This window comes from Photobacterium proteolyticum (assembly GCF_001939735.1).
Lineage (GTDB): Bacteria > Pseudomonadota > Gammaproteobacteria > Enterobacterales > Vibrionaceae > Photobacterium > Photobacterium proteolyticum.
The window spans coordinates 66862-89321 of sequence record NZ_MJIL01000087.1 but is presented as its reverse complement, the minus strand read 5'-3'; the positions used below and the strand labels follow the sequence as shown (position 1 = coordinate 89321).

21 protein-coding genes and 1 tRNA gene are annotated in these 22460 nt (G+C 48.9%); 12 read left to right on the top strand and 10 right to left on the bottom strand.

The annotated features are described in order from the left end of the window. Positions 1–44: 44 nt before the first annotated feature. Positions 45–1625, bottom strand: coding sequence for an L-lactate permease (locus tag BIT28_RS18575; RefSeq protein ID WP_075766434.1), 1581 nt, complete (start codon positions 1623–1625; stop codon positions 45–47). 495 nt (positions 1626–2120) lie between these two features. Here BIT28_RS18575 and BIT28_RS18570 point away from each other — a divergent pair, with 495 nt between their 5' ends. Next, the gene (locus BIT28_RS18570; RefSeq protein ID WP_075766433.1) at positions 2121–2486 is read left to right on the top strand and encodes a DCC1-like thiol-disulfide oxidoreductase family protein; all 366 of its coding nucleotides are present in this window, start codon (positions 2121–2123) and stop codon (positions 2484–2486) included. 148 nt (positions 2487–2634) lie between these two features. Here BIT28_RS18570 and BIT28_RS18565 read toward each other — a convergent pair whose 3' ends face one another. After that, the gene (locus BIT28_RS18565; protein WP_075766432.1) at positions 2635–3198 is read right to left on the bottom strand and encodes an LON peptidase substrate-binding domain-containing protein; all 564 of its coding nucleotides are present in this window, start codon (positions 3196–3198) and stop codon (positions 2635–2637) included. Between the two features lie 90 nt (positions 3199–3288). Next, positions 3289–4548 carry an adenosylmethionine--8-amino-7-oxononanoate transaminase gene (gene bioA / locus BIT28_RS18560; RefSeq protein WP_075766578.1) on the bottom strand — a complete coding sequence of 420 codons (1260 nt, stop codon included), beginning with the start codon at positions 4546–4548 and terminating at the stop codon, positions 3289–3291. 216 nt (positions 4549–4764) lie between these two features. Between bioA and bioB the strand changes: the two genes are divergently transcribed. The 4 genes from bioB to bioD are packed head-to-tail and all read left to right on the top strand — an operon-like array spanning position 4765 to position 8457. After that, positions 4765–5817 (top strand): biotin synthase BioB, encoded by a 1053-nt coding sequence (gene bioB / locus BIT28_RS18555; protein ID WP_075766431.1) that lies wholly within the window; start codon positions 4765–4767, stop codon positions 5815–5817. Then, entirely contained in the window at positions 5804–6967 is a 1164-nt protein-coding gene (bioF, locus tag BIT28_RS18550) for an 8-amino-7-oxononanoate synthase (RefSeq protein ID WP_075766430.1), read from the top strand. The genes bioB and bioF overlap by 14 nt, the downstream gene beginning before the upstream one ends. Next, the gene (bioC, locus tag BIT28_RS18545; RefSeq protein ID WP_075766429.1) at positions 6960–7784 is read left to right on the top strand and encodes a malonyl-ACP O-methyltransferase BioC; all 825 of its coding nucleotides are present in this window, start codon (positions 6960–6962) and stop codon (positions 7782–7784) included. The genes bioF and bioC overlap by 8 nt, the downstream gene beginning before the upstream one ends. Then, a complete protein-coding gene (bioD, locus tag BIT28_RS18540; RefSeq protein WP_075766428.1) occupies positions 7777–8457 on the top strand; it encodes a dethiobiotin synthase in 681 nt (226 codons plus the stop codon). The genes bioC and bioD overlap by 8 nt, the downstream gene beginning before the upstream one ends. Before the next feature lie 107 nt (positions 8458–8564). Here bioD and BIT28_RS18535 read toward each other — a convergent pair whose 3' ends face one another. Together BIT28_RS18535 and BIT28_RS29645 are read right to left on the bottom strand one after the other, a co-directional pair. Beyond that, complete coding sequence (locus BIT28_RS18535; RefSeq protein WP_083651950.1) at positions 8565–9221, bottom strand: hypothetical protein; 657 nt, start codon at positions 9219–9221, stop codon at positions 8565–8567. A 228-nt stretch (positions 9222–9449) separates the two neighbouring features. Further along, positions 9450–9611: a hypothetical protein gene (locus tag BIT28_RS29645; protein ID WP_175577564.1), complete on the bottom strand. Its 162-nt coding sequence runs from the start codon at positions 9609–9611 to the stop codon at positions 9450–9452. Between the two features lie 401 nt (positions 9612–10012). Here BIT28_RS29645 and htpX point away from each other — a divergent pair, with 401 nt between their 5' ends. After that, the gene (gene htpX, locus BIT28_RS18530; RefSeq protein WP_075766427.1) at positions 10013–10897 is read left to right on the top strand and encodes a protease HtpX; all 885 of its coding nucleotides are present in this window, start codon (positions 10013–10015) and stop codon (positions 10895–10897) included. Positions 10898–11035: 138 nt separating this feature from the next. Here htpX and BIT28_RS18525 read toward each other — a convergent pair whose 3' ends face one another. From BIT28_RS18525 to BIT28_RS18510, 4 genes are all read right to left on the bottom strand, one after another. Then, on the bottom strand, positions 11036–11740 hold the full coding sequence (locus BIT28_RS18525) for an N-acyl amino acid synthase FeeM domain-containing protein (protein ID WP_139310492.1): 705 nt from the start codon (positions 11738–11740) through the stop codon (positions 11036–11038). Between the two features lie 197 nt (positions 11741–11937). Further along, positions 11938–13149, bottom strand: a complete 1212-nt coding sequence (locus BIT28_RS18520) for an MFS transporter (protein ID WP_075766425.1) — start codon at positions 13147–13149, stop codon at positions 11938–11940. 387 nt (positions 13150–13536) lie between these two features. After that, positions 13537–14682 (bottom strand): PQQ-dependent sugar dehydrogenase, encoded by a 1146-nt coding sequence (locus tag BIT28_RS18515; protein WP_083651958.1) that lies wholly within the window; start codon positions 14680–14682, stop codon positions 13537–13539. An 87-nt stretch (positions 14683–14769) separates the two neighbouring features. Then, the gene (locus BIT28_RS18510) at positions 14770–16185 is read right to left on the bottom strand and encodes an aminotransferase-like domain-containing protein (RefSeq protein ID WP_075766423.1); all 1416 of its coding nucleotides are present in this window, start codon (positions 16183–16185) and stop codon (positions 14770–14772) included. Between the two features lie 111 nt (positions 16186–16296). Between BIT28_RS18510 and BIT28_RS18505 the strand changes: the two genes are divergently transcribed. Beyond that, positions 16297–17196, top strand: a complete 900-nt coding sequence (locus BIT28_RS18505) for a DMT family transporter (protein WP_075766422.1) — start codon at positions 16297–16299, stop codon at positions 17194–17196. Here BIT28_RS18505 and BIT28_RS18500 read toward each other — a convergent pair. Next, positions 17193–17513 (bottom strand): hypothetical protein, encoded by a 321-nt coding sequence (locus tag BIT28_RS18500; RefSeq protein WP_075766421.1) that lies wholly within the window; start codon positions 17511–17513, stop codon positions 17193–17195. The two genes, BIT28_RS18505 and BIT28_RS18500, sit on opposite strands and share 4 nt — an antisense overlap. Before the next feature lie 185 nt (positions 17514–17698). Between BIT28_RS18500 and BIT28_RS18495 the strand changes: the two genes are divergently transcribed. From BIT28_RS18495 to melA, 5 genes are all read left to right on the top strand, one after another. After that, positions 17699–17789 (top strand) — tRNA-Ser (locus BIT28_RS18495). Between the two features lie 579 nt (positions 17790–18368). Further along, complete coding sequence (locus tag BIT28_RS18490; protein ID WP_245823777.1) at positions 18369–19265, top strand: sugar ABC transporter substrate-binding protein; 897 nt, start codon at positions 18369–18371, stop codon at positions 19263–19265. Next, on the top strand, positions 19265–20020 hold the full coding sequence (locus BIT28_RS18485) for an ATP-binding cassette domain-containing protein (protein ID WP_075766419.1): 756 nt from the start codon (positions 19265–19267) through the stop codon (positions 20018–20020). The genes BIT28_RS18490 and BIT28_RS18485 overlap by 1 nt, the downstream gene beginning before the upstream one ends. After that, positions 20017–21009 carry an ABC transporter permease gene (locus BIT28_RS18480; protein WP_245823775.1) on the top strand — a complete coding sequence of 331 codons (993 nt, stop codon included), beginning with the start codon at positions 20017–20019 and terminating at the stop codon, positions 21007–21009. The genes BIT28_RS18485 and BIT28_RS18480 overlap by 4 nt, the downstream gene beginning before the upstream one ends. 2 nt (positions 21010–21011) lie before the next feature. After that, the gene (gene melA / locus BIT28_RS18475; RefSeq protein ID WP_075766417.1) at positions 21012–22379 is read left to right on the top strand and encodes an alpha-glucosidase/alpha-galactosidase; all 1368 of its coding nucleotides are present in this window, start codon (positions 21012–21014) and stop codon (positions 22377–22379) included. The last annotated feature ends 81 nt before the right edge of the window (positions 22380–22460 follow it).

Here is a 22460-nt window from a genome sequence, read left to right as displayed (position 1 = left end):
TGATATTTCACGCTGAACACAGATTGCGACTTAAGTTTGTCTGATTAGACAAAGGCACTTGCCAGACCGACAATCACCCCGTAAAGCACCATGGGCACAACGGTTCGCTTGATGATGTAGCCTTCTTTGTTGGCGATACCCAAAATGGTCGAAACAGCAATGATGTTGTTGATACAAACCATGTTACCCATCGAGGCACCGACGGATTGCAGGGCCAGAATCGTTGTTTCCGGTAGGGCAACATTCATGGCAATCGTCTGCTGGATGCCGCCAAAGGTCAGATTGGATACGGTGGCCGAGCCAGAGAAGAACGCACCCAGTGCACCCAGGTAAGACGCAACCCATTGCCAGTTGGCGCCCATCAGGTTGGAGAATGCCTGACCAGTTGTCATGATTGGCGACTTATCTCCGCCGATCATCATAAACTTCACCATGATCAGTGCGCCGACAAGGGCAATAAATGGCATTTTGATGCGGCTGGCTGTTTCGGTAAAAGCTTGTTTGACCGTGCTGCGCTGCATACCCAGTACTGGGATAGAAATGAGTACTACCAGCAGGAAAGGGATCAGTGCCGGTACGTATAACGTTTTGTATGCCCAGCTAGTTTCCGTACCTAGAATATTGCCCAGTTTAATGATTAGCGCCTGGCTGACACTCAAATCACTAAAGCCCAGGCTCAGGTTAAATAGTGGAGTGCTGTCTGTCAGCATCCCCTTGATACCCAGTTGCTGGATACGGGTGACAATTAGAATAAGGATCAGTAGCAGTGTCGGGCTCATAGCCTTCAGAATCGTTTTAAAAGGGATCTGCTCTGTCTTAATGTTTGAGGCCGACTCCGGTGTTTCAAGACCGATGTTGTAGCGTGCCAGCAGGATAGACAGCGTAAGGCCAATCGCACCGCCAATTAGTGATGGGAACTCGTAGTTCCATTGGGCAAAGAGTAAGTAAGGTACGGTACAAGAAAGTACGCTTAGCTGGATAAACAGCAGGTTGCGGCGAATTTCCTGCCAGCTGACAACAAACTTAAGCGCGATAACCGGAATAATGAAAGCAGCAATTGAATGAAGCAGGGCAGACAGGCGGCCGGTTTCCATCAATGCTTCTTCATTGAGCCCCAGGCTGCTAAAGCCGAACCAGGTTGGTGTGCCGACCGCGCCGAAAGAGACAGGAACCGAGTTCATGACCAGTGCCAGCATGGCGACTTTGAGTGGGTTGAAACCCAGACCGACCAAAATAGGTGCGGCAATAGCGGCTGGCGTACCGAACCCTGATGCCCCTTCAATCATGAAGGCAAAGGCCCAGCCAATGATCATCAGCTGCGCTGTCTGGTTACGGCTGATCCCTTCTAGCCACTGGCGGATAACATCTTCGGCACCAGAAAGGGCAATAACACGGTTAAGAAGAATAGCGCCTGCAATAATTGAAATTGGGGTGATTGCGGACAAAGAGCCGGCAATAATATTGGCAGAGATCAGGGTGATATCAGTGCCAAAGTAAAAGAGTTGTAGCAGGCCAATAATAAGCGCGGTAACAGGCAGCGCGATGTGCGAAGGTAGGGCATCTTTTTTGGTCATCATCCAAATAAGAAGCAAGATCGGTACAACGGATATTGCAAGGTTTATCATTCTATATCCCACTCTATTAGTCGGTGTTCAGATTGTGTTTGTGAAGTTATTTTTCTAATTATTAATTGTCGGTAGAGACACTCTTGTCCGGCAATCTTGTGGGGGGAGTATTCTAGGCGCGAAAATCAATCTGGCTATCTGTTTTTGTTTTGTTATATGTATGATAAATGGATTGTTTGTGATTCTGCTCCGAATGTTAAAATTGGCATCGAGCTAATTTATTTTATTATCAATGCTTTGTATTCAATGCTTAAAGTGTGGGATTCTTATTGGATTAGATTTGGAAACAATCATTTTGCTATTGTTTGCCAATCAAAAAGCAGAATATTTAACGAAATTTTCAGAATGTTTACACGGATAAGAATGGTTATCATTATGAAAGGCCTGATATGTTGTAATTTAACTACAAATACTGATATTTCCTGCTATTTATAGACATCTTTTCCTACATTTAAGAAAGCAGGTAAGTTGTTGCTGCATCGTTAGGTTGGAACTATGTCCAAAACACATTTCACGGTTTATTACGATGGATCCTGCGCAAGTTGCGTCGAGGATCGTGCGCGTTATGAAATCTGGCTCGGCAAACACATTGACCAGGTCAGCTGGTTTGATATAACCGATCAGGAAGCCTATTTAGTGGAGCGTGGTATTGATCCCGCCTGTGCCTTGAGGGAGTTGCATGTCGAGGATGCCGAAGGGGTGCTCTATCGAGAACTTGATGCTTATATCCTACTACTGCAGCAGATTTGGTGGCTGAGGCCATTGGCCTGGATAATCACATTTCCTTTTATCCGGCGAAGATTGTCGCAATGGTATCGTCGTCAGGTCGATAGCCGGCTGGCTCGTGATGGCCGGGGATAGGGCTTTAGTCGCTTTGGTTGTGTGTCTTGGTGATAGATGCAACTTACTCTGTTGCTTGCAGGAACTGAGGATCTCAATCTTGTCATTGTGAATAGGCACGTCCGTGACAGAGATTGAGACATAACAGCAAGAAATCCTCTATCTCGTGTTATTCTTTTTTTAGTTGTTCATCAATAATATTGTGTAGAAAAGACAGCGCAGCCCGGTGGTCTCTTCTACTCATAAACCATTGCTTCTGGTTTGTTTCCAGGGGCAATATTTCCAGCCAGCGCTGGCATACCCAGGTCATGTCCTCGTAGTCTGGAATGGGGTAGTTGGTGGCATGTTCCGGATATTCTTCAAACAAGGCCCGGAGACTGTTTGCTATATCCCGGTCGGCAAACTTCATTAACGTGGGAGACCAGTTCTTCATCAGGGTGATATCACCGAACCTGAGTCCATCATCCTCCTGCCAGTGTTCATTGATCACAAACTTTTCGACACCTTTGACGGTGACGCCCAATAAGCCGTCGGGAAGGCGTTCAAAGTCGGTAATAATAGCTCGGGTGCCGAAATGACAAAGCGTTTCACTGTCTTTCATGCACAGGCCGAAGCCTTCTCCGGACGCCATTGCAAGTTTTACCAGGCGCGTGTATCTGGGTTCAAAGATCCTGAGTTTGCTGATACCGCCCGGTAACAAATACAGCTGTAACGGAAAAAGGGGTAACTGCATAATTCATAGCCTTACTGACGTTATTTAATGGATGTAACGCTAGTGAAAAGTATAAGCAGACAATTTTAGGAAATTGTCTGCTTTTCGATACTACTGCAGAGTTCGTAACATTGCGGAAGTAAGGCGGCTAAGTTCCTGTGGTTTAATGATAAATGGAGGCATTATGTAGACAAGTGTGCCAAAAGGGCGAATCCAGACACCGTTGTCTACAAAATCCTTCTGTATTTTTGCCATATCAACAGGCTCAAAGAGCTCAACTACCCCGATTGCACCCAGCCAGCGTACGTCTTTCACCTTCTTTAGCTTAGCAATTTCCGGCAGTTCACGAGCAAGCTGTTTTTCTATGTTGGTGACTTGTTGCTGCCACTGACCCTGGAGCAGCAGTTCAAGGCTGGCATTGGCAACGGCACAGGCCAGCGGGTTGCCCATAAATGTCGGACCGTGCATGAAGCAGCCGGCTTCCCCGCCACAGACTGTGTCAGCGACATGCTTGGTGGTGAGGGTGGCGGAAAGTGTCATGTAGCCGCCAGTTAGTGCTTTGCCGACACACATAATGTCCGGGCTGATCCCGGCGTGCTCGCAGGCGAACAGCTTGCCAGTTCGGCCAAAGCCGGTGGCAATCTCGTCGGCGATAAGCAGGATGCCAGATTGGTCACATAACTCGCGAACGCGTTTCAGAAACGTCGGATGGTAGATTCGCATACCACCGGCGCCCTGAACAATCGGTTCGATGATCACGGCTGCAATTTCATTCTGGTTGGCTTCGAGCTTGTTTTTGAAGTCCTGGATATCCTCTTCGTTCCATTCTGCATCAAATCGACACTGGGGAGACTGGGCGAAAATATGCTCCGGCAGGAACCCTTTATACAGGCTGTGCATGGAATTGTCGGGATCTGTTACAGACATGGCGGCGAAGGTATCACCGTGGTAGCCATGCTTGACGGTCAGAAATTTAGGACGGCGTTCTCCCTTGGCGTGCCAGTATTGCAGAGCCATTTTCAATGAGACTTCTACAGCAACGGAGCCGGAATCGGCCAGGAATACGTGCTGTAGGGGGGCCGGAGTCATATCGACCAGCTTCTTGCAGAGGTCGACGGCAGGCTGGTGGGTGATCCCGCCAAACATGACGTGGGACATTTTATCAATCTGTGCCTTGGCGGCCTGATTGAGTGCCGGGTGATTATAGCCGTGAATCGTTGACCACCATGAAGACATACCGTCAATGACTTTCCTGCCGTTTTCTAGCTGAAGGTAGACGCCGTCGGCACTCTCAACCGGATAGCAGGGGAGCGGGTTGAGTGTCGAGGTATAGGGGTGCCAGACGTGCTGCTGGTCAAATTCTAGATCAATTGGGTTGATTAAATTTTGCACAGATGTAAACCTTTGCCCTTGTTGGTGGTTGACAGTTTACTAGCTCGAAGTAGACTAGCCAAGTATTGATACCCGTTTGGATCGATATTTAATGTCTTGATTCAAATGAAAACAGAATGAATAAAGTCGCTGTTTAGCCTGGCCCTACTTGTTTTCCAGTTGCCAAACAGCCACTGACTAAAGAGGTTATTACACGTGGAAGTACGTCACGACTGGAGCGTCAAGGAAGTTCAAGCCTTATTTGACAAGCCCTTTATGGACTTGGTGTTTGAAGCTCAGCAGGTTCACCGCCAGCATCATGAGCCGAATAAGGTACAGGTTAGTACTTTGCTTTCAATCAAGACCGGCGCTTGTCCGGAAGACTGTAAGTACTGTCCGCAGAGTGCCCATTACCGTACCGACGTAGAGCGCGAGCGCCTGCTGGAAGTCGAACGTGTGCTGGATGCGGCCAATAAGGCCAAGTCATCTGGTGCGACGCGATTCTGTATGGGGGCGGCGTGGAAAAACCCGAAAGAACGCGATATGCCATATTTGCTTGATATGGTCCGTGGCGTTAAGGACATGGGGCTGGAAACCTGTATGACCCTGGGCATGATCACGAGTGATCAGGCCAATGAGCTGGCTGATGCCGGCCTTGACTACTACAACCACAACCTCGATACATCGCCGGAATATTACGGCAATATTATCACTACCCGTACCTACCAGGATCGCCTGGATACCCTGGGTCATGTTCGTGACGCTGGAATGAAAATCTGTTCGGGCGGCATTATCGGTATGGGCGAAAGTTCGCGTGACCGAGCAAGCCTGCTGGTGGAGCTGGCCAATCTGCCGGTTCACCCGGAAAGTGTGCCGATCAATATGCTGGTTAAGGTGAAAGGCACGCCACTGGAGTCGGTAGAGGATGTCGACCCGTTCGATTTCGTCCGGATTATCGCCGTGGCGCGCATCATCATGCCTAAGTCGGCAGTCCGTCTGTCTGCTGGTCGTGAAGATATGAACGAGCAGATGCAGGCGCTTTGCTTTATGGCGGGTGCCAATTCGGTTTTCTACGGCTGTAAATTGCTGACGACACCGAACCCGGGTGAAGACAAAGATATGCAGCTGTTTGCCAAGCTCGGTATCAACCGTCAGGAGCAGGCGGCAAAACCTGATGAGATACAAGAACAAGAGCTTTTAGGTCAGGTCGCTCAGCGAGTCGCAGCCCGTCCGTCAAAAGACGATTTGTTCTACGATGCCTCGCTTTAAACACCGTATTACACAGGCCCTGAGTGACCGTAAGACTCAGGGGTTGTATCGCCAACGTACCCGCCTTGATCGTCACCAGCAGATGATTGACTGTCAGGGTGAGTCGCTTGTTAACTTCTCCAGCAATGATTACCTAGGTTTGGCGCAGGAGCCAGCACTGATTGCAGCCTGGCAGCAAGGGTTAAGCCTGTATGGTACCGGGAGCGGGGCCTCGCCATTGGTGACCGGCTTTCACTCTGCCCACCATGAGCTGGAAACGCAACTGGCCGACTGGCTAGGCTATGATAGGGCATTGCTTTTCAACAGCGGTTTCAGTGCCAATCAGGCACTGTTGTTTACTATGCTGGAAAAGGAAGATGTGCTGATTCAGGACAAATTGAATCATGCCTCGCTGATGGAGGCAGGCATGTTGTCACCGGCAACCATGCGACGCTTCGCCCATAACAACATGACAGCCCTTGAACGTATTCTCTTGCGCAGTGACCAGCAGTCCCCCGAATCGGCCCGTATGGTGGTAACGGAAGGGGTCTTCAGTATGGATGGTGATTTGTCGCCACTGGCGGATATCAAACGGCTGTGCGTCAATCATCACAGCTGGCTGGTGGTTGATGATGCGCATGGGTGTGGTGTTTTGGGCGAACAAGGCAGCGGAAGTTGTGATCACGCCGGGGTCAAGGCCGATGTACTGATTGTCACCTTTGGCAAGGCGTTTGGCCTGCAGGGGGCCGCGGTGTTATGCGATGAGGAAACGGCGGAATATCTGGTCCAGTTTGCTCGTCACTTTATTTATTCGACGGCAATGCCGCCGGCACAGGCGTTTGCCCTAAGCAAGGCATGCTCTTTGATCCGAGCGGATCAATGGCGTCGGGACAAGCTGCAAGATTTGGGCGACCGCCTTGCTGAACGGATTGCACCGGATATTGATTTTGTTGCGACCCAAACTCCGATCAAGCCATTGATCATTGGCGACAGTGATAAAACAATGGCGGCCTCCCAGGCACTTAAAGATCGGGGGATCTGGGTGAGTGCTATCCGTCCGCCTACGGTTCCGGCCAACAGCGCGCGTCTACGTATTACATTGACCGCGGCGCACAGCCGAGCAGATATCGACAAGCTTGCAACAGCTATTAATGAGGTGATTCATGACTAACGGAATGAATGCAGTCACTCATGGTCAGCATGAGATCCAACCGCAGGATAAAAAAGCGATAGCCGAGGCTTTTGGCCGGGCGGCCAAGCACTATGATAAAGCGGCGGCCTTCCAGCGCCAGGTCGGTCACCTTTTATTGGACAAGCTTCCGGCTGTCAGTCAGGTCGGCAGCCGTGCGCTTGATCTTGGTTGTGGAACGGGTTACTTCAGCGATCAATTGTTGCAACGTGGTTATCGGGTTAGTGCTGCGGATTTATCGGTTCAGATGTTGGCTCATGCTAAGAAGCGGTGTGGCGATATGGTTACATATATCGAGGCCGATGCCGAGAATCTGCCGCTCGAGGAAAATCAGTTCGACATTGCCTTTAGCAGCCTGGCTCTGCAGTGGTGTGACGATCTGTCGGTACCGCTTGCAGAATTGAAGCGAGTGGTGAAACCCGGCGGTTTGATCCTGTTCTCGACACTGGCTGACGGTTCGTTGTATGAGCTTGCTAAATCGTGGCAGCAAGTTGATCAGTATCAACATGTAAATGAGTTTCTTTCGCCAAAAGCGATAAAACTTGCGCTGGCGCAAGCGGGCTGTTCGAGCGATGGCCTAGAATTTACGCCTATCACGATGCAATACAATACGGCAGTTGAACTCATGAAAGACCTGAAAGGGATAGGGGCTACACATCTGCAGCAGGAGCGCAAGGCAGGCTTGGCCGGTCGTAAAACGATTCAGGCGTTAGAGAACGCTTATGCTGAGTTCCGAGATGAGAATGGCCAACTGCCGGCAACATACCAAGTCTGTTTTGGAGTAATTATTAATGACTAACGCTTTCTTTGTAGCAGGAACAGATACCGAAGTCGGTAAAACTGTTGCCTCTCGCGCAATTTTACACGCAGCTGGCAGCGCGAACATTAAGATGGCGGGTTATAAGCCTGTTGCGTCTGGCAGTGCGCCGACCGATGAGGGGATGCGTAACTCAGACGCATTGTATATTCAGGATGCTTCCGTAGTCGATCTTGCCTATGACGAAGTGAACCCGTATGCGTTTGAAGCGGCAGTGTCACCGCATCTGGCAGCCGAGCAGGAAGACAGAGTGATTAACTTTGATATCTTGTCTCAGGGGCTGGAGCATCTTAAATCGAAATCTGAAGTGGTACTGGTAGAAGGCGCTGGCGGTTGGCGTGTACCGGTTTCGCGTACCGATTTTCTTTCGAGCTGGGTGAAGCAAGAGAAATTGCCGGTTGTACTGGTTGTTGGTGTTAAACTGGGTTGTTTAAGCCATGCCATTCTGACTGCTGAAGCGATTAAGAATGACGGCCTGGAGCTGGTTGGCTGGGTAGCAAACCGCATAAATCCGGGTACTGAAAACTATTCGGAGATTATCCGGATGTTGGAAGAGAACCTGCCGGGGAATAAGCTGGGTGAGATCCCGTATATGCCTGGTATCAAGAAGCGTGACTTGTCAAAGTACATTGACCTTTCTCCTCTGGGACTGTAGCGAGTAATCACCAGCGCGCAGACTCCGCGTTGAGTTGTTCGATAAACAAAACCCTGCACTCTGGCAGGGTTTTTTTGTTGGCTGGTTTAGTCACCTATGATGAGATGCTACTTGTTCTGTCTGAATAGCTCAGGTATGCAATACCATGCTGCAGCGAACACGATCAGGCTGTAGGCAAGCAGCTCCACCCCTTCTTCTGCCAGGTTTTTTACCGAACGCAGGTAGTTCTCTTGCATGGCGCCCTGCCATAAGTCTCCCATGCCGTATATGCGGGCAAAAACGAACAAGGTCGCAATACCGGCTAACATCAAACCATAGCTTTTATGCCTGATGTAGTTGGTTAGTGGTTTTATTGATGTTTCCTTATGGGATAGGGCATAGCTGATAGCAACTGTTGCCAGTATCCATGCAGGGTATTTCCAGAAGCCGTGCTGAATTTGGTCAAACAGGCTATCAAGTTCCCGGATCAAAATGATAGAGAAAAATGCACTGACCAGCAGGGCAAAGCCTCGCTGCTCACGCTGTTTGACAGCAACTGCAGCAAAAAGGCTGGCTGTAATTAGAAGGTAGCCTTCCTGCAGGTATTCGATTAATGAGTTTTCACCGATATTGCCGTTGTACCTAATAACCTCAAAGTGGATAGCAAGGGCTGAAGCCGCAAGAAGTAGGGCCACTCCAAAGAAGTACGCAGTTGATATAATCAATGGGTGTAATGGTTGCGCCTTGGCATGGGCGCTTTCTGTTTTGATTAGAGTCGATTGCATAATAGAACCTTACCCGCCGTAGTCTGGTTAATCGCGATAAGCGAAACCCGAGGTTACAGGCAGATTTATCATTAATTGTGTTTGGTGTGATTATGCGTTGGACACGCTGAATGCAGGCTGTATTTGGTGACGAGAGTCACATTTTTTGCGTGTTAGAGATATTATGCATTTTAGAAACAAAAACCTCCTTGGAAAGAGGAGGTCTTAGGAAGTTATTTAACGCTTAGGTTAGCTTTCGCCAGTCAGTCCGATGAGTGCTTCTTGGGTATCAGAAAGCTTTTTGCTAGCAGTTGGCTCAATACCAAGTTCTTTGTGGGCTTCGTCTGCTGACATACCTAGATGACAGCGTAGGATATCAATAGCAACCTGGTAGTTTTCGTGATCAGCCATCATTCCTCCTTGAAAATTCGACGACGGTATACTGCATCGTTGATGCTATACCTTCGACAATAGTGGAATGCTCTCATACTTTCAATAAGACTAAAGTCTAAAGCTGCCATTTATGACTAACATCACCGATTGTCGAGCATGTTATCAGCGGAGTCCGGATTCTTGGATAGCGTACGATGATAGGGTACAGTTATGGCTTGATATCAATATATAACAGTGACGTATCCTCGGAACAATACTAACGAAACGTAACAATTTACCCCTTTTACTTGTAATTAGATTGATCGACCATACTATAAATAACAAATCGAATTGGTGGCACTGTATGCAGTTTGTTTATGGTAAACCATCGTTTGTACAGAACTAGAAAGCTTGATTGCTAATTGGAGAATATTAAAAATATGAAGCGAATTGCATTGTTCTTGGCAACTAACCTTGCTGTGATGCTGGTCTTCAGTGTTGTCTTGAACCTTATCTATGCTTTTACCAGTTTACAGCCCGGTAGCTTGAACGGCCTGTTGGTAATGGCGGCATTGTTTGGTTTTGGTGGCTCGCTAATCTCGCTGTTTATGTCAAAGTCGATGGCATTGCGCTCTGTTGGCGGAATGGTGATTGAGCATCCGCGAAATGAAACCGAGCATTGGCTAATGGAAACCGTATCGCGCCAGGCTCAGCAGTCTGGTATAGGCATGCCGACTGTTGCCATTTATGACTCAGCAGATATTAACGCGTTTGCGACGGGAGCCAAGCGAGATGATTCACTGGTTGCGGTATCGACTGGTTTGCTTCACAGCATGACCCGTGACGAGGCTGAAGCTGTATTGGCGCACGAAGTCAGCCATATTTCTAATGGTGATATGGTCACTATGACGCTGATGCAGGGTGTCGTGAACACCTTTGTCATCTTTGTTTCCCGTTTGGTTGCCGGTGCTGTAAGCGGATTTAATAATGGCGACGAAGAGGGTGAGGGCGAAGGCGGTAGCTTCATGATGTACTTCGTTGTTTCAACAATCATGGAAATCCTGTTTGGCTTCCTGGCGAGTATTCTGACGATGTGGTACAGCCGTCATCGTGAGTTTAAAGCTGATGCGGGCTCGGCGCACCTTGTCGGACGTGAGAAGATGATTGCAGCACTTGAGCGCTTGAAGGTAAGCCACGAATCTCAGCTAGAAGGCTCAATGATGGCTTTCGGTATTAATGGCAAGAAGTCATTGTCTGAGCTGTTCATGACACACCCGCCGCTAGACAAGCGTATTGATGCGCTTCGCCGCGGTGAGCACCTGTAAACAGATCTGTAGTATTAGTGAAAAATCCCCTTAGCCAATGGCAAGGGGATTTTTTTATCTCTTCGCGATGAAAATGAAACTGGCACCTTCATTCTCACCGAAGAAAGCTTTGTCGCTGGCTGTTACAGTTTCGGGTTGTTAGCGGAACATCTGTGCTAGTTCGGTATCTGATAACACAGGTTTTAGTTGGGAGTAATGGGCTTTTAGCGGATATTGTCCCAAACGATCCTTATCAGGATCCCACTCGCTGACAAACATGGCGGTATCGAATTTCAGGGTTGGATACCGCTTGTAATCGGTGATTTTCCTAAAGCCAAGGCGCTCGTAGAATCGCTTGTGATTTTTTCTCGCGGCACAGATAACCAGTGTTTTGCCAGAGAGTTCGGTCAGATGCATTGGGTTGGCGAACAGCGCAAGCGGCACAGTCGCTGAAAAGTCGGTGATTTCAGGCAAGACAGTGAGCCTGTTTAGCTCCATAAGCGTGTCATACTTATTTTCTAATTCGGTAAAGACTTCGGGAAACAGTCTTTTGACCGGAATATCAAGCCAGCCGGGCTGCTGCTTAATCACCGATACTCGCAAGGAGGCAATTGATCGCTGATTGCATTTCAGAACAAAAGTATGGTTGTTCGGCATGCTGTCAAATTCGTCCTCTAGTCTTTGCTGAGTGTTGGCTTCTATATAGCCTTGTTGTAAATAGGCTTGGTATCGAATGGCATACGCATCATTGAGGAGTTCCGGGTTGGAACAGTAATGGTTGTTGAGTGAGTCTAGATCCATATTGGTGCTTCTTTCCTTGAGTGCAGTGTAGTCCTTGTTTACCTGTTGACGGTTAAATCGCATTTATGACAACAGTTATTGTATACAGAAGAAACTGTAAACGTTGCGAGGCAGTTACCATATGCAGGCTGTTGTTTACTGCTGTTGATTTGAGTGATGTGTGAACAGGAGCGTGAGACTATTGAACATGGGGTGATAGACGCAAGGTGGCGCAGGCAGCGAACAGCCTGGTGACTGTTCGCTGGTGCTTATGATGGAGGTTATGCGGTTGCGGGGTGACGAGCGATCGGTCTGTCGTCAACTGGCAGATGAATAAGGGCTGCAAGGAATGCCATGACGACCGTTGTCCACCAGATGGGCTCGTAAGAGCCATAATAGTCATAAATACGGCCACCAAACCAGGCACCGAGAAAGCTGCCAAGCTGATGGGTAAAAAACACCAACCCGTACAAAGTTGACAGGTAACGTGCGCCGAAGATCTGTCTGACCAGCCCTGAAGTCAGCGGTACGGTTCCAAGCCAGCAAAAACCGATAGCACTCCCGAAGAATGCCGCAGTTTCTACGGTAACAGGGAAGATAACAAATGCAGCGATGACTACAGTACGGAGCAGGTAAAGCGCAGTCATGACGTAACGCTTGTTAAACTTGTCGCCGACAACTCCCCAGAAGTAGGTACCGAAAATGTTGAAGATCCCGACATTTGCCAGTGCCATTGCAGCGGTTGTACCGGGTAACCCTTTGTCAGCCAGATAGCTAGGCAGGTGGGTAGCAATAAACATGACATGAAAACCACAGACGAAAAAGCCCATGTGGATCAGCCAATAGCTACGGTTACTAAAAGCTTCTTTTAGCGCATCACTCAACGTCTGGTCTGCTGCAGTGTATTCAGGTTGATCTTTTGATGTCTGGCTATTGCAGCGAATGAAGCATGAGAATGCCAGCATCAGGCAGCAAAGCATGGCAAAGATTTGTAGTGTGTTTTGCCAGTTAAGCTCGCTAAGCAGCAGCTGCGCGCCGGGGATCATTGCAAACATGCCGAAAGATCCTGCTGCTGTCGTCAGACCAAAAGCCTTGGCCGTGTGCTCTGCGGGTACGACACGGGCAACCGCTCCTAATACGATGACGTAGCTGGTGGCGCTTAATCCCAGGCCAACTAATGCGCCCAATGACAAATACAGCCAGCTTGGCTCGATAGCGATGGATGTCAGATAGAGACCAAGGCCATAGGAAACCGATCCGGCCCAAATAACTTTCTGCGCGCCCCAGCGATCCGAGGCCATGCCAACAAATGGCTGAAAAACGCCAAACAACAGGTTCTGCAGAGCGATAGCCAGGCTAAAGAACTCACGGCCGGTATCGAAGTAGTTAGAGATAGGCATCATAAAAATACCGAAAGATTGCCTGATCCCTAGGCTGATAATTAAGGTTCCAATTCCCATCCATACTAGGAGTGGAAAGCGAAAAATACTCATGGTTTAAAGACCTGAAAAGTTAGGCTCAATTTGACTTTGCTGGTGGCAGCCGCCACTCATGGCTTGTTGTGCCAGAGAGTCCAGTAAAGGTTGGCAATGGTGTACGCCCAAAAGGGCAATGATTAATAGCACAGCCATGCGCAGAAGCTGTGCAATAAGAGACTGGGAAAACATCAGTGCCTCGAGCCAAAAAAAGAGGCGGCATAGTAGGGGAGACTTGCTTGTGTTACAAATGACTATTCGTCACGAAATCCATGCATATTATGCATATTGAAAGCGAGAAACTGCATGCGTTGTGATGGGTATATGCCATTGTATCTATTGCTATAAGGATGTTGTTAGCGGACAGGGTGTGAATAAATATCCGCAAGTTCTGCGGATAAGTGATTAAGGCTTAGGTGAAATCAGGTATAAGTTGCCAGAATCAGTAGTGAAGTAAATCCAACCCTCGGGGCTTTGGAGCAAGGCCCGAATTCGCTCTTTCAGTGGCGACAGCAAACGTTCTTCCGAGAGAACATCGCCGTTCTTGCCTAAAGAAATGCGGTTGATATGTTCAAGTTTTAGCGCGCCGGCAAATAGATCTCCCCGCCATCCGGGAAAGGCTTCGCCTGTATAGTGCAGTAAGCTGCCTGGGGCAATAGAGGGTATGTAGACTTTACGTGGTGAGACGATGCCTTCTTTCTCCGTTGCTTCACCCACTGACAGAGGCCCCCAATATTCTTTGCCATGGGAAGTAACAGGCCAGCCGTAGTTACTGCCTTTTTCGATCAGATTGATTTCATCACCGCCACGCGGCCCATGCTCTATTGCCCACAGTCGAGTATTGCCGCGATCATAGGCAAGGCCTTGCGGATTACGATGGCCATAGCTCCAGATCTCGGGAAGCGCGTTTGGCTGGGAGACAAACGGGTTGTCGGTTGGAACAGTCCCGTCCATGTTGAGGCGGAGAATGCTTCCGGCATGGGTGGTGAGATCCTGCCCGTTAGGGCGCTCACCACGATCACCGACGGAGAAGAACAGGTGCCCTTGCTGATCAAAGGCGATCCGGCTGCCAAAGTGTCTATAGCTGGTTGTGGCGGAGTCAGCAACAAGCAGTTCTTGCCACTGGATCAGCGTATCTTGTTTGAGCTTACCGCGAGCCAGAACGGTGACAGCTTGATCACCAAGCATTTTGCTATAGGTAAAGTACAGCCAGTCATTAGACTGTTGATAGCCCGGCTCGGCCACAACATCAAGCAGACCTCCTTGTCCTGCAGCTGCAACATCTGGTAAGCCCTTAACCTGAATTCGATTGTTTCCGGCAGTATCAAGGATGACAGCTTCCCCATGGCGTTGGGTGATCAGCAGTTGATTTGGGCTAATGAAAGCCATTCCCCAGGGAACAGACAAGTTTTGGGCCACAAGAGAGACTTGATAGTCCATGTTGTTGCTTGAGCCTGTTATTACCACTGTGGCTCTAGCGATACCGGTAAGAATGAGTGCACCAGAAATGGATAGTAAAACAAGAGAAAGGGTGCGAATAACAGACGTCATCATGAGCTAAAGTTCTTGGTTAGTAAGGCTTAATCTGTAATTTAGACCAAGCCTTCCTTATTTGCTGTGGTTTTTATTGAAACTGCATTATTGGGTATGGTCGGCAATGATCTGCGCGAGTTTCTTCAGACCAGATTCCCACTGGTTGTTATCATCAAAATTAGCGAAGCTCAGGCGGATACAGTGGTTATGCTGGCTTTGGGTACTGAACATTTTGCCGGGTAGAATGCTGATGTTTTGTCGAAGTGCTTCTTGGTAGATGTCGGTGCAGTCTGCGTGTTCAGGCAAGGTGAGCCAGCAAAGGAAACCGCCTTCAGGCTGGGAGAGGTGGTACTGGCCTTGCAGCCATGGGAAGCGATCGAGCTCTGTTGTGAAGAGCTTAAAAAACTGGCGTTGCCTCCTGGCGTAATTTTTTCGAATTTTGCTGAGGTGCTGACGGTATTTACCTGTTGTCAGAAACTGACCGACGGCAGACTGCACTAAGTTCAAACTGCCCATATTGTCAGTCATCAGGCGTTTCTCTATCTGATCCTGATATTTTCCGGCAATGACCCAGCCGATACGCAGGCGGGAATCCAAAGTTTTTGACAGTGAACTGCAGTAGATCACCCGATTTTCCTTATCCAGTGTCTTGAGCGGCAACAGCCTGCGATCATAGGCCAATCCGCCGAACACATCATCTTCTATGATTGGGATCTCTTTGGTGATATCTAAAAACGTCAGTCTATCGGGCTCGGACATGACATAGCCGGCCGGGTTGTTGAAGCTGGGATTGATGATAATTGCCGAGACAGGCCAGCGTTCAAGGGCTTGTTTTAAGGCGTTTAAATCCATTCCGCTCGTAACACTGGCTGGGATTTCGACCACTTTTAAGCCCAGCGACTCAAGCAGGAGCAGGTTGCCAAAGTAACTTGGGGATTCAACAAGCACAATGTCGCCGGGCAGGGTGACGGCCTGCAGGCTGAGGCTGATGGCTTGCTGAGCACCATGGGTGATCAGAATATCGTTCGCCGAGGTTGTTACGCCAAGTTCCTGATTGATAGAGACGAGCTGGCGAAGTAGTACCCCATTACCTGGTGGAAGTTGGTAGTGGCTGGGAATATTGGTTTGATAGCGGCTATGGCGGCCGATTTCGGCATAGAGGGAACGGATGGCCGGAAAGCGAGTATCGGGGTGTGCGGAGCCTGCCGGTAATACCTGATGAGACAATGACAGGCTCATGATCTCTTTGCTCAGAGACATCAAATCGACATAGCCGGGTTCACTGACGGTTGCCGTGGCCGGACTTTTTAGCTGGGTGACCACGTACCCCGAACGAGGATGGGCTTCTATTCGTTGACTGGCTTCTAGCTGTTGGTAGGCACGAATAACGGTATTTTTGCTGATTGCCAACTGGGTACTCAAGTCTCGGATTGAGGGTAATTTGTCACCGGGTTGATAGCTTTGTTTGTCAATCCGCTCAGTGATGAGATCAACAACTTGCTGATATTTTTTCGACACCATATCTCCTCGGTTGGCAATCTGTATCCTAAAAAGTAGATAAATCTGTCTCTATTAACTTTTCTGTACCTGATTAAAGTAATGTCTAACAAATAAAAAGGAAAGGAAATAGTGATGGCTGTTCGCATGATACCGTTTATTTTTGTCATTCTCTGGAGCTCAGGCTTTATCGGTGCGCGGTTTGGACTCCCGTATGCAGAACCGGCCACGTTTCTGCTGATCCGCATGGTAGCCAATATCATCCTTTTCATATTGCTGATGTTTGTACTTCGTGCCCACTTGCCACGTGGGAAGGCGCTATTCCACTCAATGATGTCGGGTTTATTAATTCATGGGTTTTATCTTGGTGGTACCTATGAGGCGATTTCGCTTGGGATGCCTGCCGGGCTTTGCTCGTTGTTAGTCGGGCTTCAGCCAATACTAACCGCGGTGATTATAGTGATGGCATGGAATGAGAAGATGCGCCTGTCACAATGGATCGGTTTGTTTATTGGTTTTATCGGGATTGGACTGGTGCTGCAAGGAAATATGGAGTGGCAACAGGAAGGGAGTCGAAAGGCAGCCTATATATTTACCGCATTTGCGTTGCTGGGGATCACCTTGGGTACCCTCTATCAGAAGAAGTTCTGTCAGGGTGTGGACATGGTTGGGGGGGCTGTATGGCAATATACGGCAGCAGCACTTGTGTTTCTTCCCGTTGCTTTGACCACCGAAACGATGGTGGTGAACTGGACCCCAGAGTTTATCTTTGCCTTGGTGTGGGCGGTTGTGGTGCTGTCAGGTATTGCGATCTTCCTGCTTCTTTATATGGTTGAAAACGGGGAAGCGTCAAAAGTGGCTTCTACCTTTTATCTGGTGCCTCCGATGACGGCTTTTCAAGCCTGGCTGGTTTTTGACGAATCGTTTGATGGCTATGGTGTGATCGGTTTCCTGCTAGCCGCAATGGCTGTTTATTTGGTTACGCGTAAGCCTAGACTTCCTTATAAAACTGGTCGAGTGGCTGTGAGTGATTAATTGAGACGTTCAGAGTCGAAACTCTGGCTTATTTCGGCACGGCGAGAGCGTTTGTCATAAATGCAGATCATGGATGAGTCTGGTGCGCGCAAACCTGAATTTCGGCGTAGCTTCCCTTTGGCAAACGCAATGCCATATGATTTTGCGCCATAGGGATCGACATGTAGTCGATAGCGGGAAAACTCGCGATCAAACAAAATACTGCATTCTTGCTTGATCGCATCTTCAAACGCTTGTAGTTCTTCGGCTGCCGAAGCAGATGCCACACTGTCTGATAAAGCGGTTATCAGTACCGAGATAGTTAACCCGAATTTCACTTAGGCTCCCTTCCTAACTTTTTATTCGTCATTTTTAGTATCACACGGTTTTCTTAGGCTGCAAGGTCTGTTTCCTCAGAGCTTTGAAAAAGCTACAAACTGGCGGTTTTGGTTGATAACTAAGCAGTCGGTACCTAGGGGTATTTACACCTACAAAGTGGGTGTGTATTATTCGCCGCACTTACGGAGAGATGGCTGAGTGGTTGAAAGCACCGGTCTTGAAAACCGGCATACGTTTGTAGCGTATCTAGGGTTCAAATCCCTATCTCTCCGCCATATTAGAAAGCTCAGCTGCAATGCTGGGCTTTTGTCGTTTCAGAAGCCGTTCGTAGGCTGGGATTTGAAAATCCCCCTATACCCAGAACGCTCCACCACATTAAAGAAAACCGCTGATAATTCAGCGGTTTTTTTTCGCCTAAATATTGTGATTAGAGATAGGGTGCCGAAGGTGCGAAAAGGCAATAGCCCGAAGGGCGCGAGCTTGCGAGCAAGTAAATCCCTATCTCTCCGCCACATTAGAAAGCCCAGCAGAAATGGGCTTTTGTCGTTTTTGGGCCTTCATCTTGACACATTTTCTGTAGACAGATTTTCATTCAGTGATCTTCGTCTTTCTATGCCTTGTCGAGATTTTCACTTACTGAGATAGAACTCATAAAAAGAATATTCTCTTGAGAATAATTAATACTTTGGGGGTATTATGCGCAACAAGTGCATATACCAATGTGGAGTATTACGGTTGTGAAAATTTGTGGCGCTTTATCCTGTAAATCGAAAAAAGTGGCATTGTCTGCTCTATTTTCGGCTGTGGTTTCGTTATCCGCTTCGACAGCAGTGGCAGCTTCTTCCGGGAAGGATATGTCGATTTGGTTTGATGTCGGCGGTCCGGTAGGAGGGCCATACGCAACGGTTGTTCAAAACGGCGCGACACAGGCGGCAGGTGATCTGGGGGTCGATCTGCGTGTAATGTACTCAGACTGGCAGCCACAAAAGATGATCGAGAACTTCAAGCTGGCTTTGGCGGCTAAACCGACGGGTATTGTGGTGATGGGGCACCCGGGTGATAGTGCCTACGAGGGTTTGGTTGACGAAGCGTTTAGCAAAGGGGTGCAGGTAACATCTGTTGACACAGCGCTTCCTGGCACGATGTCGGCCGAACAAAGTAAAGGTTTCGGCTATGTTGGGGTGAGTAATGCAGCTCGTGGTGTCCACTTGGCCAAAGAAGCGCTGCGTCGTGGCCAATTCAAGGCCGGTGACCAAGCATTGGTTTGGGGGATTAAAGATATCGCCGAGCGTAGTGATTCAACCCGAGGCCTGATCAGTACGCTTGAAGATGCCGGGCTGGCTGTCGACTTCCTTCAGATTTCACCTGAAACAGATAAAGATCCTTCCCTTGGAACCAATGTGATCACGGCGTATCTGGCGCGTAACCCAAAAGTAAAACTAATTATGGTGGATCATGGCGCATTGACATCGCAAATGGGGAACTTCTTGCGCAATGCCGGGGTTCGTCCGCAAGAGTTGTATGTGGCAGGGTTTAGCCTGTCGCCAGCCACAGCTGATGCGATTAAAACCGGTTATGTCCAGTTGGTTGCCGATAGCCAGCCGTACTTGATGGGCTACCTGTCGGTGGTGCAGGTTGTGCTGAGTAAGCGCTATGGTTTCTCGGGCCTTGATATCAATACCGGAGCGGGTTTTGTTAGCCAGGGTAATATCGATTTTATCGCTCCCCTGGCGGCAAAAGGCATTCGTTAATGACGGAGCGAGTGCTTGAGTTGACCGGGTTGAACAAATGGTTTGGCCCGGTTCATGCGTTGAAAGACATTCACTTTTCGCTCAATCGTGGTGAAGTGTGTGCGCTGCTCGGGGATAACGGTGCAGGAAAGTCGACCCTTATCAAGTTGATCGCCGGTGCCGAGCAAGTTGAGGATGGTCAGCTGTGTATTGAGGGAGAGAAAATCCCAACTCACCGTTATACGGTACAGCAGGCCCGCCAGTTAGGTATAGAAACCGTTTATCAATCCGGCTCCCTTGGCGAGCAGCAACCCGTTTGGCGAAATCTGTTTCTTGGCCGGCATCTTCATAACAGATTGGGGTTTATTGATCACAAAGAAGAGCGCAGTCAAGCTGCTCAGCTTCTCAAAACTTTAGATTTTCGCGGCGTTGGAGCCAATATCGATGCGCCTGTGAGTTCACTTTCTGGCGGTGAACGTCAGGGATTGGCAATAGGCCGTGCCATGTTATTTGATGCCCGGGTGGTGATACTGGATGAACCGACAACAGCGCTGTCAGTCGGCGAGGTCGAAAAAGTATTGTGCTTTATCGAGGCTTTAAAGTCGCAGGGCAGAGCGTGTTTATTGATCACTCATAATATGAATGATGCCTACCGGGTTGCCGACAGGTTTGTCGTGATGGATCGCGGCAGTATCGTGGCGGAGTACCGAAAATCACAGATGACCCAGTCTTCGCTTCAAATGGCGTTGCTGGATGCAGTCGGAAGAGGGGCATGATGAATTTGTTTATGCTCCGTCACCGGGTTCCGGTGCTAACTGCGTTTATCCTTGTTGCTCTCTGGGGACTCTTTACGGTATCTAGCCCTGATACCTTCCTCCATGGCCGTATTTACATCTCTTTCATGTCGACGATCCCGTTTACGGCGATGCTGGCTTTTGCTTTGACCTTGCTGATCATTGCACGTGAAATTGATATGAGTTTCCCGGCTGTTGTTGCGCTGGGTGGTTTTGTTTTCTCCCAGATATTCCAGCTAACTCAGTCACCCATACTGGCATTTGGTGCGGCGATTGCTGCGGGTATCACGTGCGGTATCCTGAATGGAATACTGGTGGTGTATTTCCGTATCCCTTCAATAATTGCCACTATCGGCACTCAGTTCTTCCTTGGTGGCCTGACAACCGTGCTGGCTGATGGCCTTGCGCTTAGTATCCCGCAAGTGCGTGATAGCTGGATTCACACCCTGATGGTCGGGCGTATCGCCGATTTCATCCCGGCCCAAGTACTGTGGGCACTTTTGATGGTTTTCTTGCTCTGGCTGATCCTCTCTCGTCATGTTTTCGGTGATAACGTCAATTTTATTGGCGATAACCCAAAAGCGGCACGCGTGATGGGGGTATCGGTTGAGCGCACCCGCTTGATGCTTTTTATGTTGATGGGGGCGGTGTCGGCTTTGGTCGGGGTGTTTGTCAGTCTTGAGATGAGCAGCTGGTGGCCCAATCAGGGGCAGGGTTACATGTTATTGGTTTTTGCCTCGGTATTCATTGGCGGCACATCTGTCCTTGGGGGCCGTGGTACTCTAGTCGGTACTCTGTTCGGTGCCTGCATTATCGGTATTTTAGAAGCCGGGATCATCAGCGCCGGGTTAGCCGGTTTTTGGACCCGTCTGATCTACGGTGTCACCATTCTTGCTTCGCTGATGGTCCATAGCATGATGCTCAAACAGCACATGGGCTCATGGCGGCGGTTACTTTTCAATAAGGGATAGATATGACTCAGATAACCATTATCGGTGCGGGCAGTGTGATGTTCACTCGCCAGATTACTTCGGCCTTGTTCTCTTATCCTGCCCTGAATGGCATTGATTTGGTGCTGATGGATATTGATCCCGAGGTACTTAAGCGAAGTTATCAGCTTATCGAGAAAATGGCAGAGCAGGCTAATATTCGTGTTCGGCTCAGCATGACAACAAATCGGCGCCAGGCGCTAAGTGGTGCCGATTTTGTTATTAATGCCATTCAGGTAGGAGGTCTGGAACCATGGCGACTGGATATGCAAATACCAGCCAAATACGGGGTGATACAGGAAGTTGGCGACACGATGGGGCCGGGCGGTATTTTCCGTGCGCTACGCCATATTCCCCCAATGCTAGCCATACTGCGAGACATGGAAGAAGTTTGCCCCGAGGCGTTGTTTATTAACTATGCTAACCCTCTTGCACCATTAACCTGGGCGGCAAAAGATTACAGCACGATCCAGTCTATTGGCTTGTGTTATGGAGTACTTTATACCACCGTTCAGTTGGCCGGATATTTGGGGGAGGGTGATTGGGTTGATCATCCGTCGACCCCCGAGCGCTGGCAGCGACTGATGTATCAGGATGTACCTTCACATATTGATTACGAGTTTGCGGGTATTAACCATATGACCTGGATCACCAAAATGGCGGCTAACGGCAAGGATCTGTTGCCCCAAATTCGTGAAATGGTTAATGACTCCAAGGTTTATGCTGCAGATGGCGTACGTTGTGAAGTGCTGAAATTCTTTGGTTTATGGTGCACCGAAAACCATTGGCACTGTAGTGATTACCTGCCTTATTTCCGCAAAAATGAAGAGATGATTAATCACTTCCTTCCTCAACGCTGGGATTTGTTGGCACTGGAAGAAAAAGTGCATGCTGCGGGTGAGGCTGAAATTGACGCCCAGTTAGCAGGTATACAGAAATTTGTTATCGAGCCCAATATGCTAAATGCACCAAAGCTGATCAATTCGGCGGTCAGTGGTGAGCGAACGCGAATTAATGGTAACGTGCCGAACCGTCAGTCGGCAGGATTGTTGATTGATAATTTACCTGAAAACTGTGTCGTTGAAGTGCCGATTTGGGTTGATAGTAAAGGCCTTCACCCACAACAAATGGGGCGCTTGCCAATGCAGTGTGCCAGCTTGATCAAAACCAATACTGCCGTGCAAGAGTTGATTGTCGAGGCGGCACTGACCAATGATCTTGATGCTGCGCGTTATGCACTGGCTCTGGATCCTGTAACAGCAACCGTGTGTACCCTTGAGCAAATCGATGCCATGTTTAAAGAGATGTTTGCGGCCCAGCGACAATGGTTGCCACAGTTTGCCAATGTGTAATAGCTAATGTGTAATCGCTAAAGTCTCGTTTTATCTTAAGCTGGGTAGTGTGTAGTCTACCCAACTTATGTTTAAGTTGAG

Excerpts from the sequence above, each read along its gene's own strand:
- BIT28_RS18575 (WP_075766434.1), bottom strand. The coding sequence starts at position 1,625 with ATGATAAACCTTGCAATATCCGTTGTACCGATCTTGCTTCTTATTTGG.
- BIT28_RS18570 (WP_075766433.1), top strand. The coding sequence starts at position 2,121 with ATGTCCAAAACACATTTCACGGTTTATTACGATGGATCCTGCGCAAGT.
- BIT28_RS18565 (WP_075766432.1), bottom strand. The coding sequence starts at position 3,198 with ATGCAGTTACCCCTTTTTCCGTTACAGCTGTATTTGTTACCGGGCGGT.
- bioF (WP_075766430.1), top strand. The coding sequence starts at position 5,804 with ATGCCTCGCTTTAAACACCGTATTACACAGGCCCTGAGTGACCGTAAG.
- bioC (WP_075766429.1), top strand. The coding sequence starts at position 6,960 with ATGACTAACGGAATGAATGCAGTCACTCATGGTCAGCATGAGATCCAA.
- bioD (WP_075766428.1), top strand. The coding sequence starts at position 7,777 with ATGACTAACGCTTTCTTTGTAGCAGGAACAGATACCGAAGTCGGTAAA.
- BIT28_RS18535 (WP_083651950.1), bottom strand. The coding sequence starts at position 9,221 with ATGCAATCGACTCTAATCAAAACAGAAAGCGCCCATGCCAAGGCGCAA.
- BIT28_RS29645 (WP_175577564.1), bottom strand. The coding sequence starts at position 9,611 with ATGGCTGATCACGAAAACTACCAGGTTGCTATTGATATCCTACGCTGT.
- htpX (WP_075766427.1), top strand. The coding sequence starts at position 10,013 with ATGAAGCGAATTGCATTGTTCTTGGCAACTAACCTTGCTGTGATGCTG.
- BIT28_RS18525 (WP_139310492.1), bottom strand. The coding sequence starts at position 11,740 with ATGCGATTTAACCGTCAACAGGTAAACAAGGACTACACTGCACTCAAG.
- BIT28_RS18520 (WP_075766425.1), bottom strand. The coding sequence starts at position 13,149 with ATGAGTATTTTTCGCTTTCCACTCCTAGTATGGATGGGAATTGGAACC.
- BIT28_RS18515 (WP_083651958.1), bottom strand. The coding sequence starts at position 14,682 with ATGACGTCTGTTATTCGCACCCTTTCTCTTGTTTTACTATCCATTTCT.
- BIT28_RS18510 (WP_075766423.1), bottom strand. The coding sequence starts at position 16,185 with ATGGTGTCGAAAAAATATCAGCAAGTTGTTGATCTCATCACTGAGCGG.
- BIT28_RS18505 (WP_075766422.1), top strand. The coding sequence starts at position 16,297 with ATGGCTGTTCGCATGATACCGTTTATTTTTGTCATTCTCTGGAGCTCA.
- BIT28_RS18490 (WP_245823777.1), top strand. The coding sequence starts at position 18,369 with ATGTCGATTTGGTTTGATGTCGGCGGTCCGGTAGGAGGGCCATACGCA.
- BIT28_RS18485 (WP_075766419.1), top strand. The coding sequence starts at position 19,265 with ATGACGGAGCGAGTGCTTGAGTTGACCGGGTTGAACAAATGGTTTGGC.
- BIT28_RS18480 (WP_245823775.1), top strand. The coding sequence starts at position 20,017 with ATGATGAATTTGTTTATGCTCCGTCACCGGGTTCCGGTGCTAACTGCG.
- melA (WP_075766417.1), top strand. The coding sequence starts at position 21,012 with ATGACTCAGATAACCATTATCGGTGCGGGCAGTGTGATGTTCACTCGC.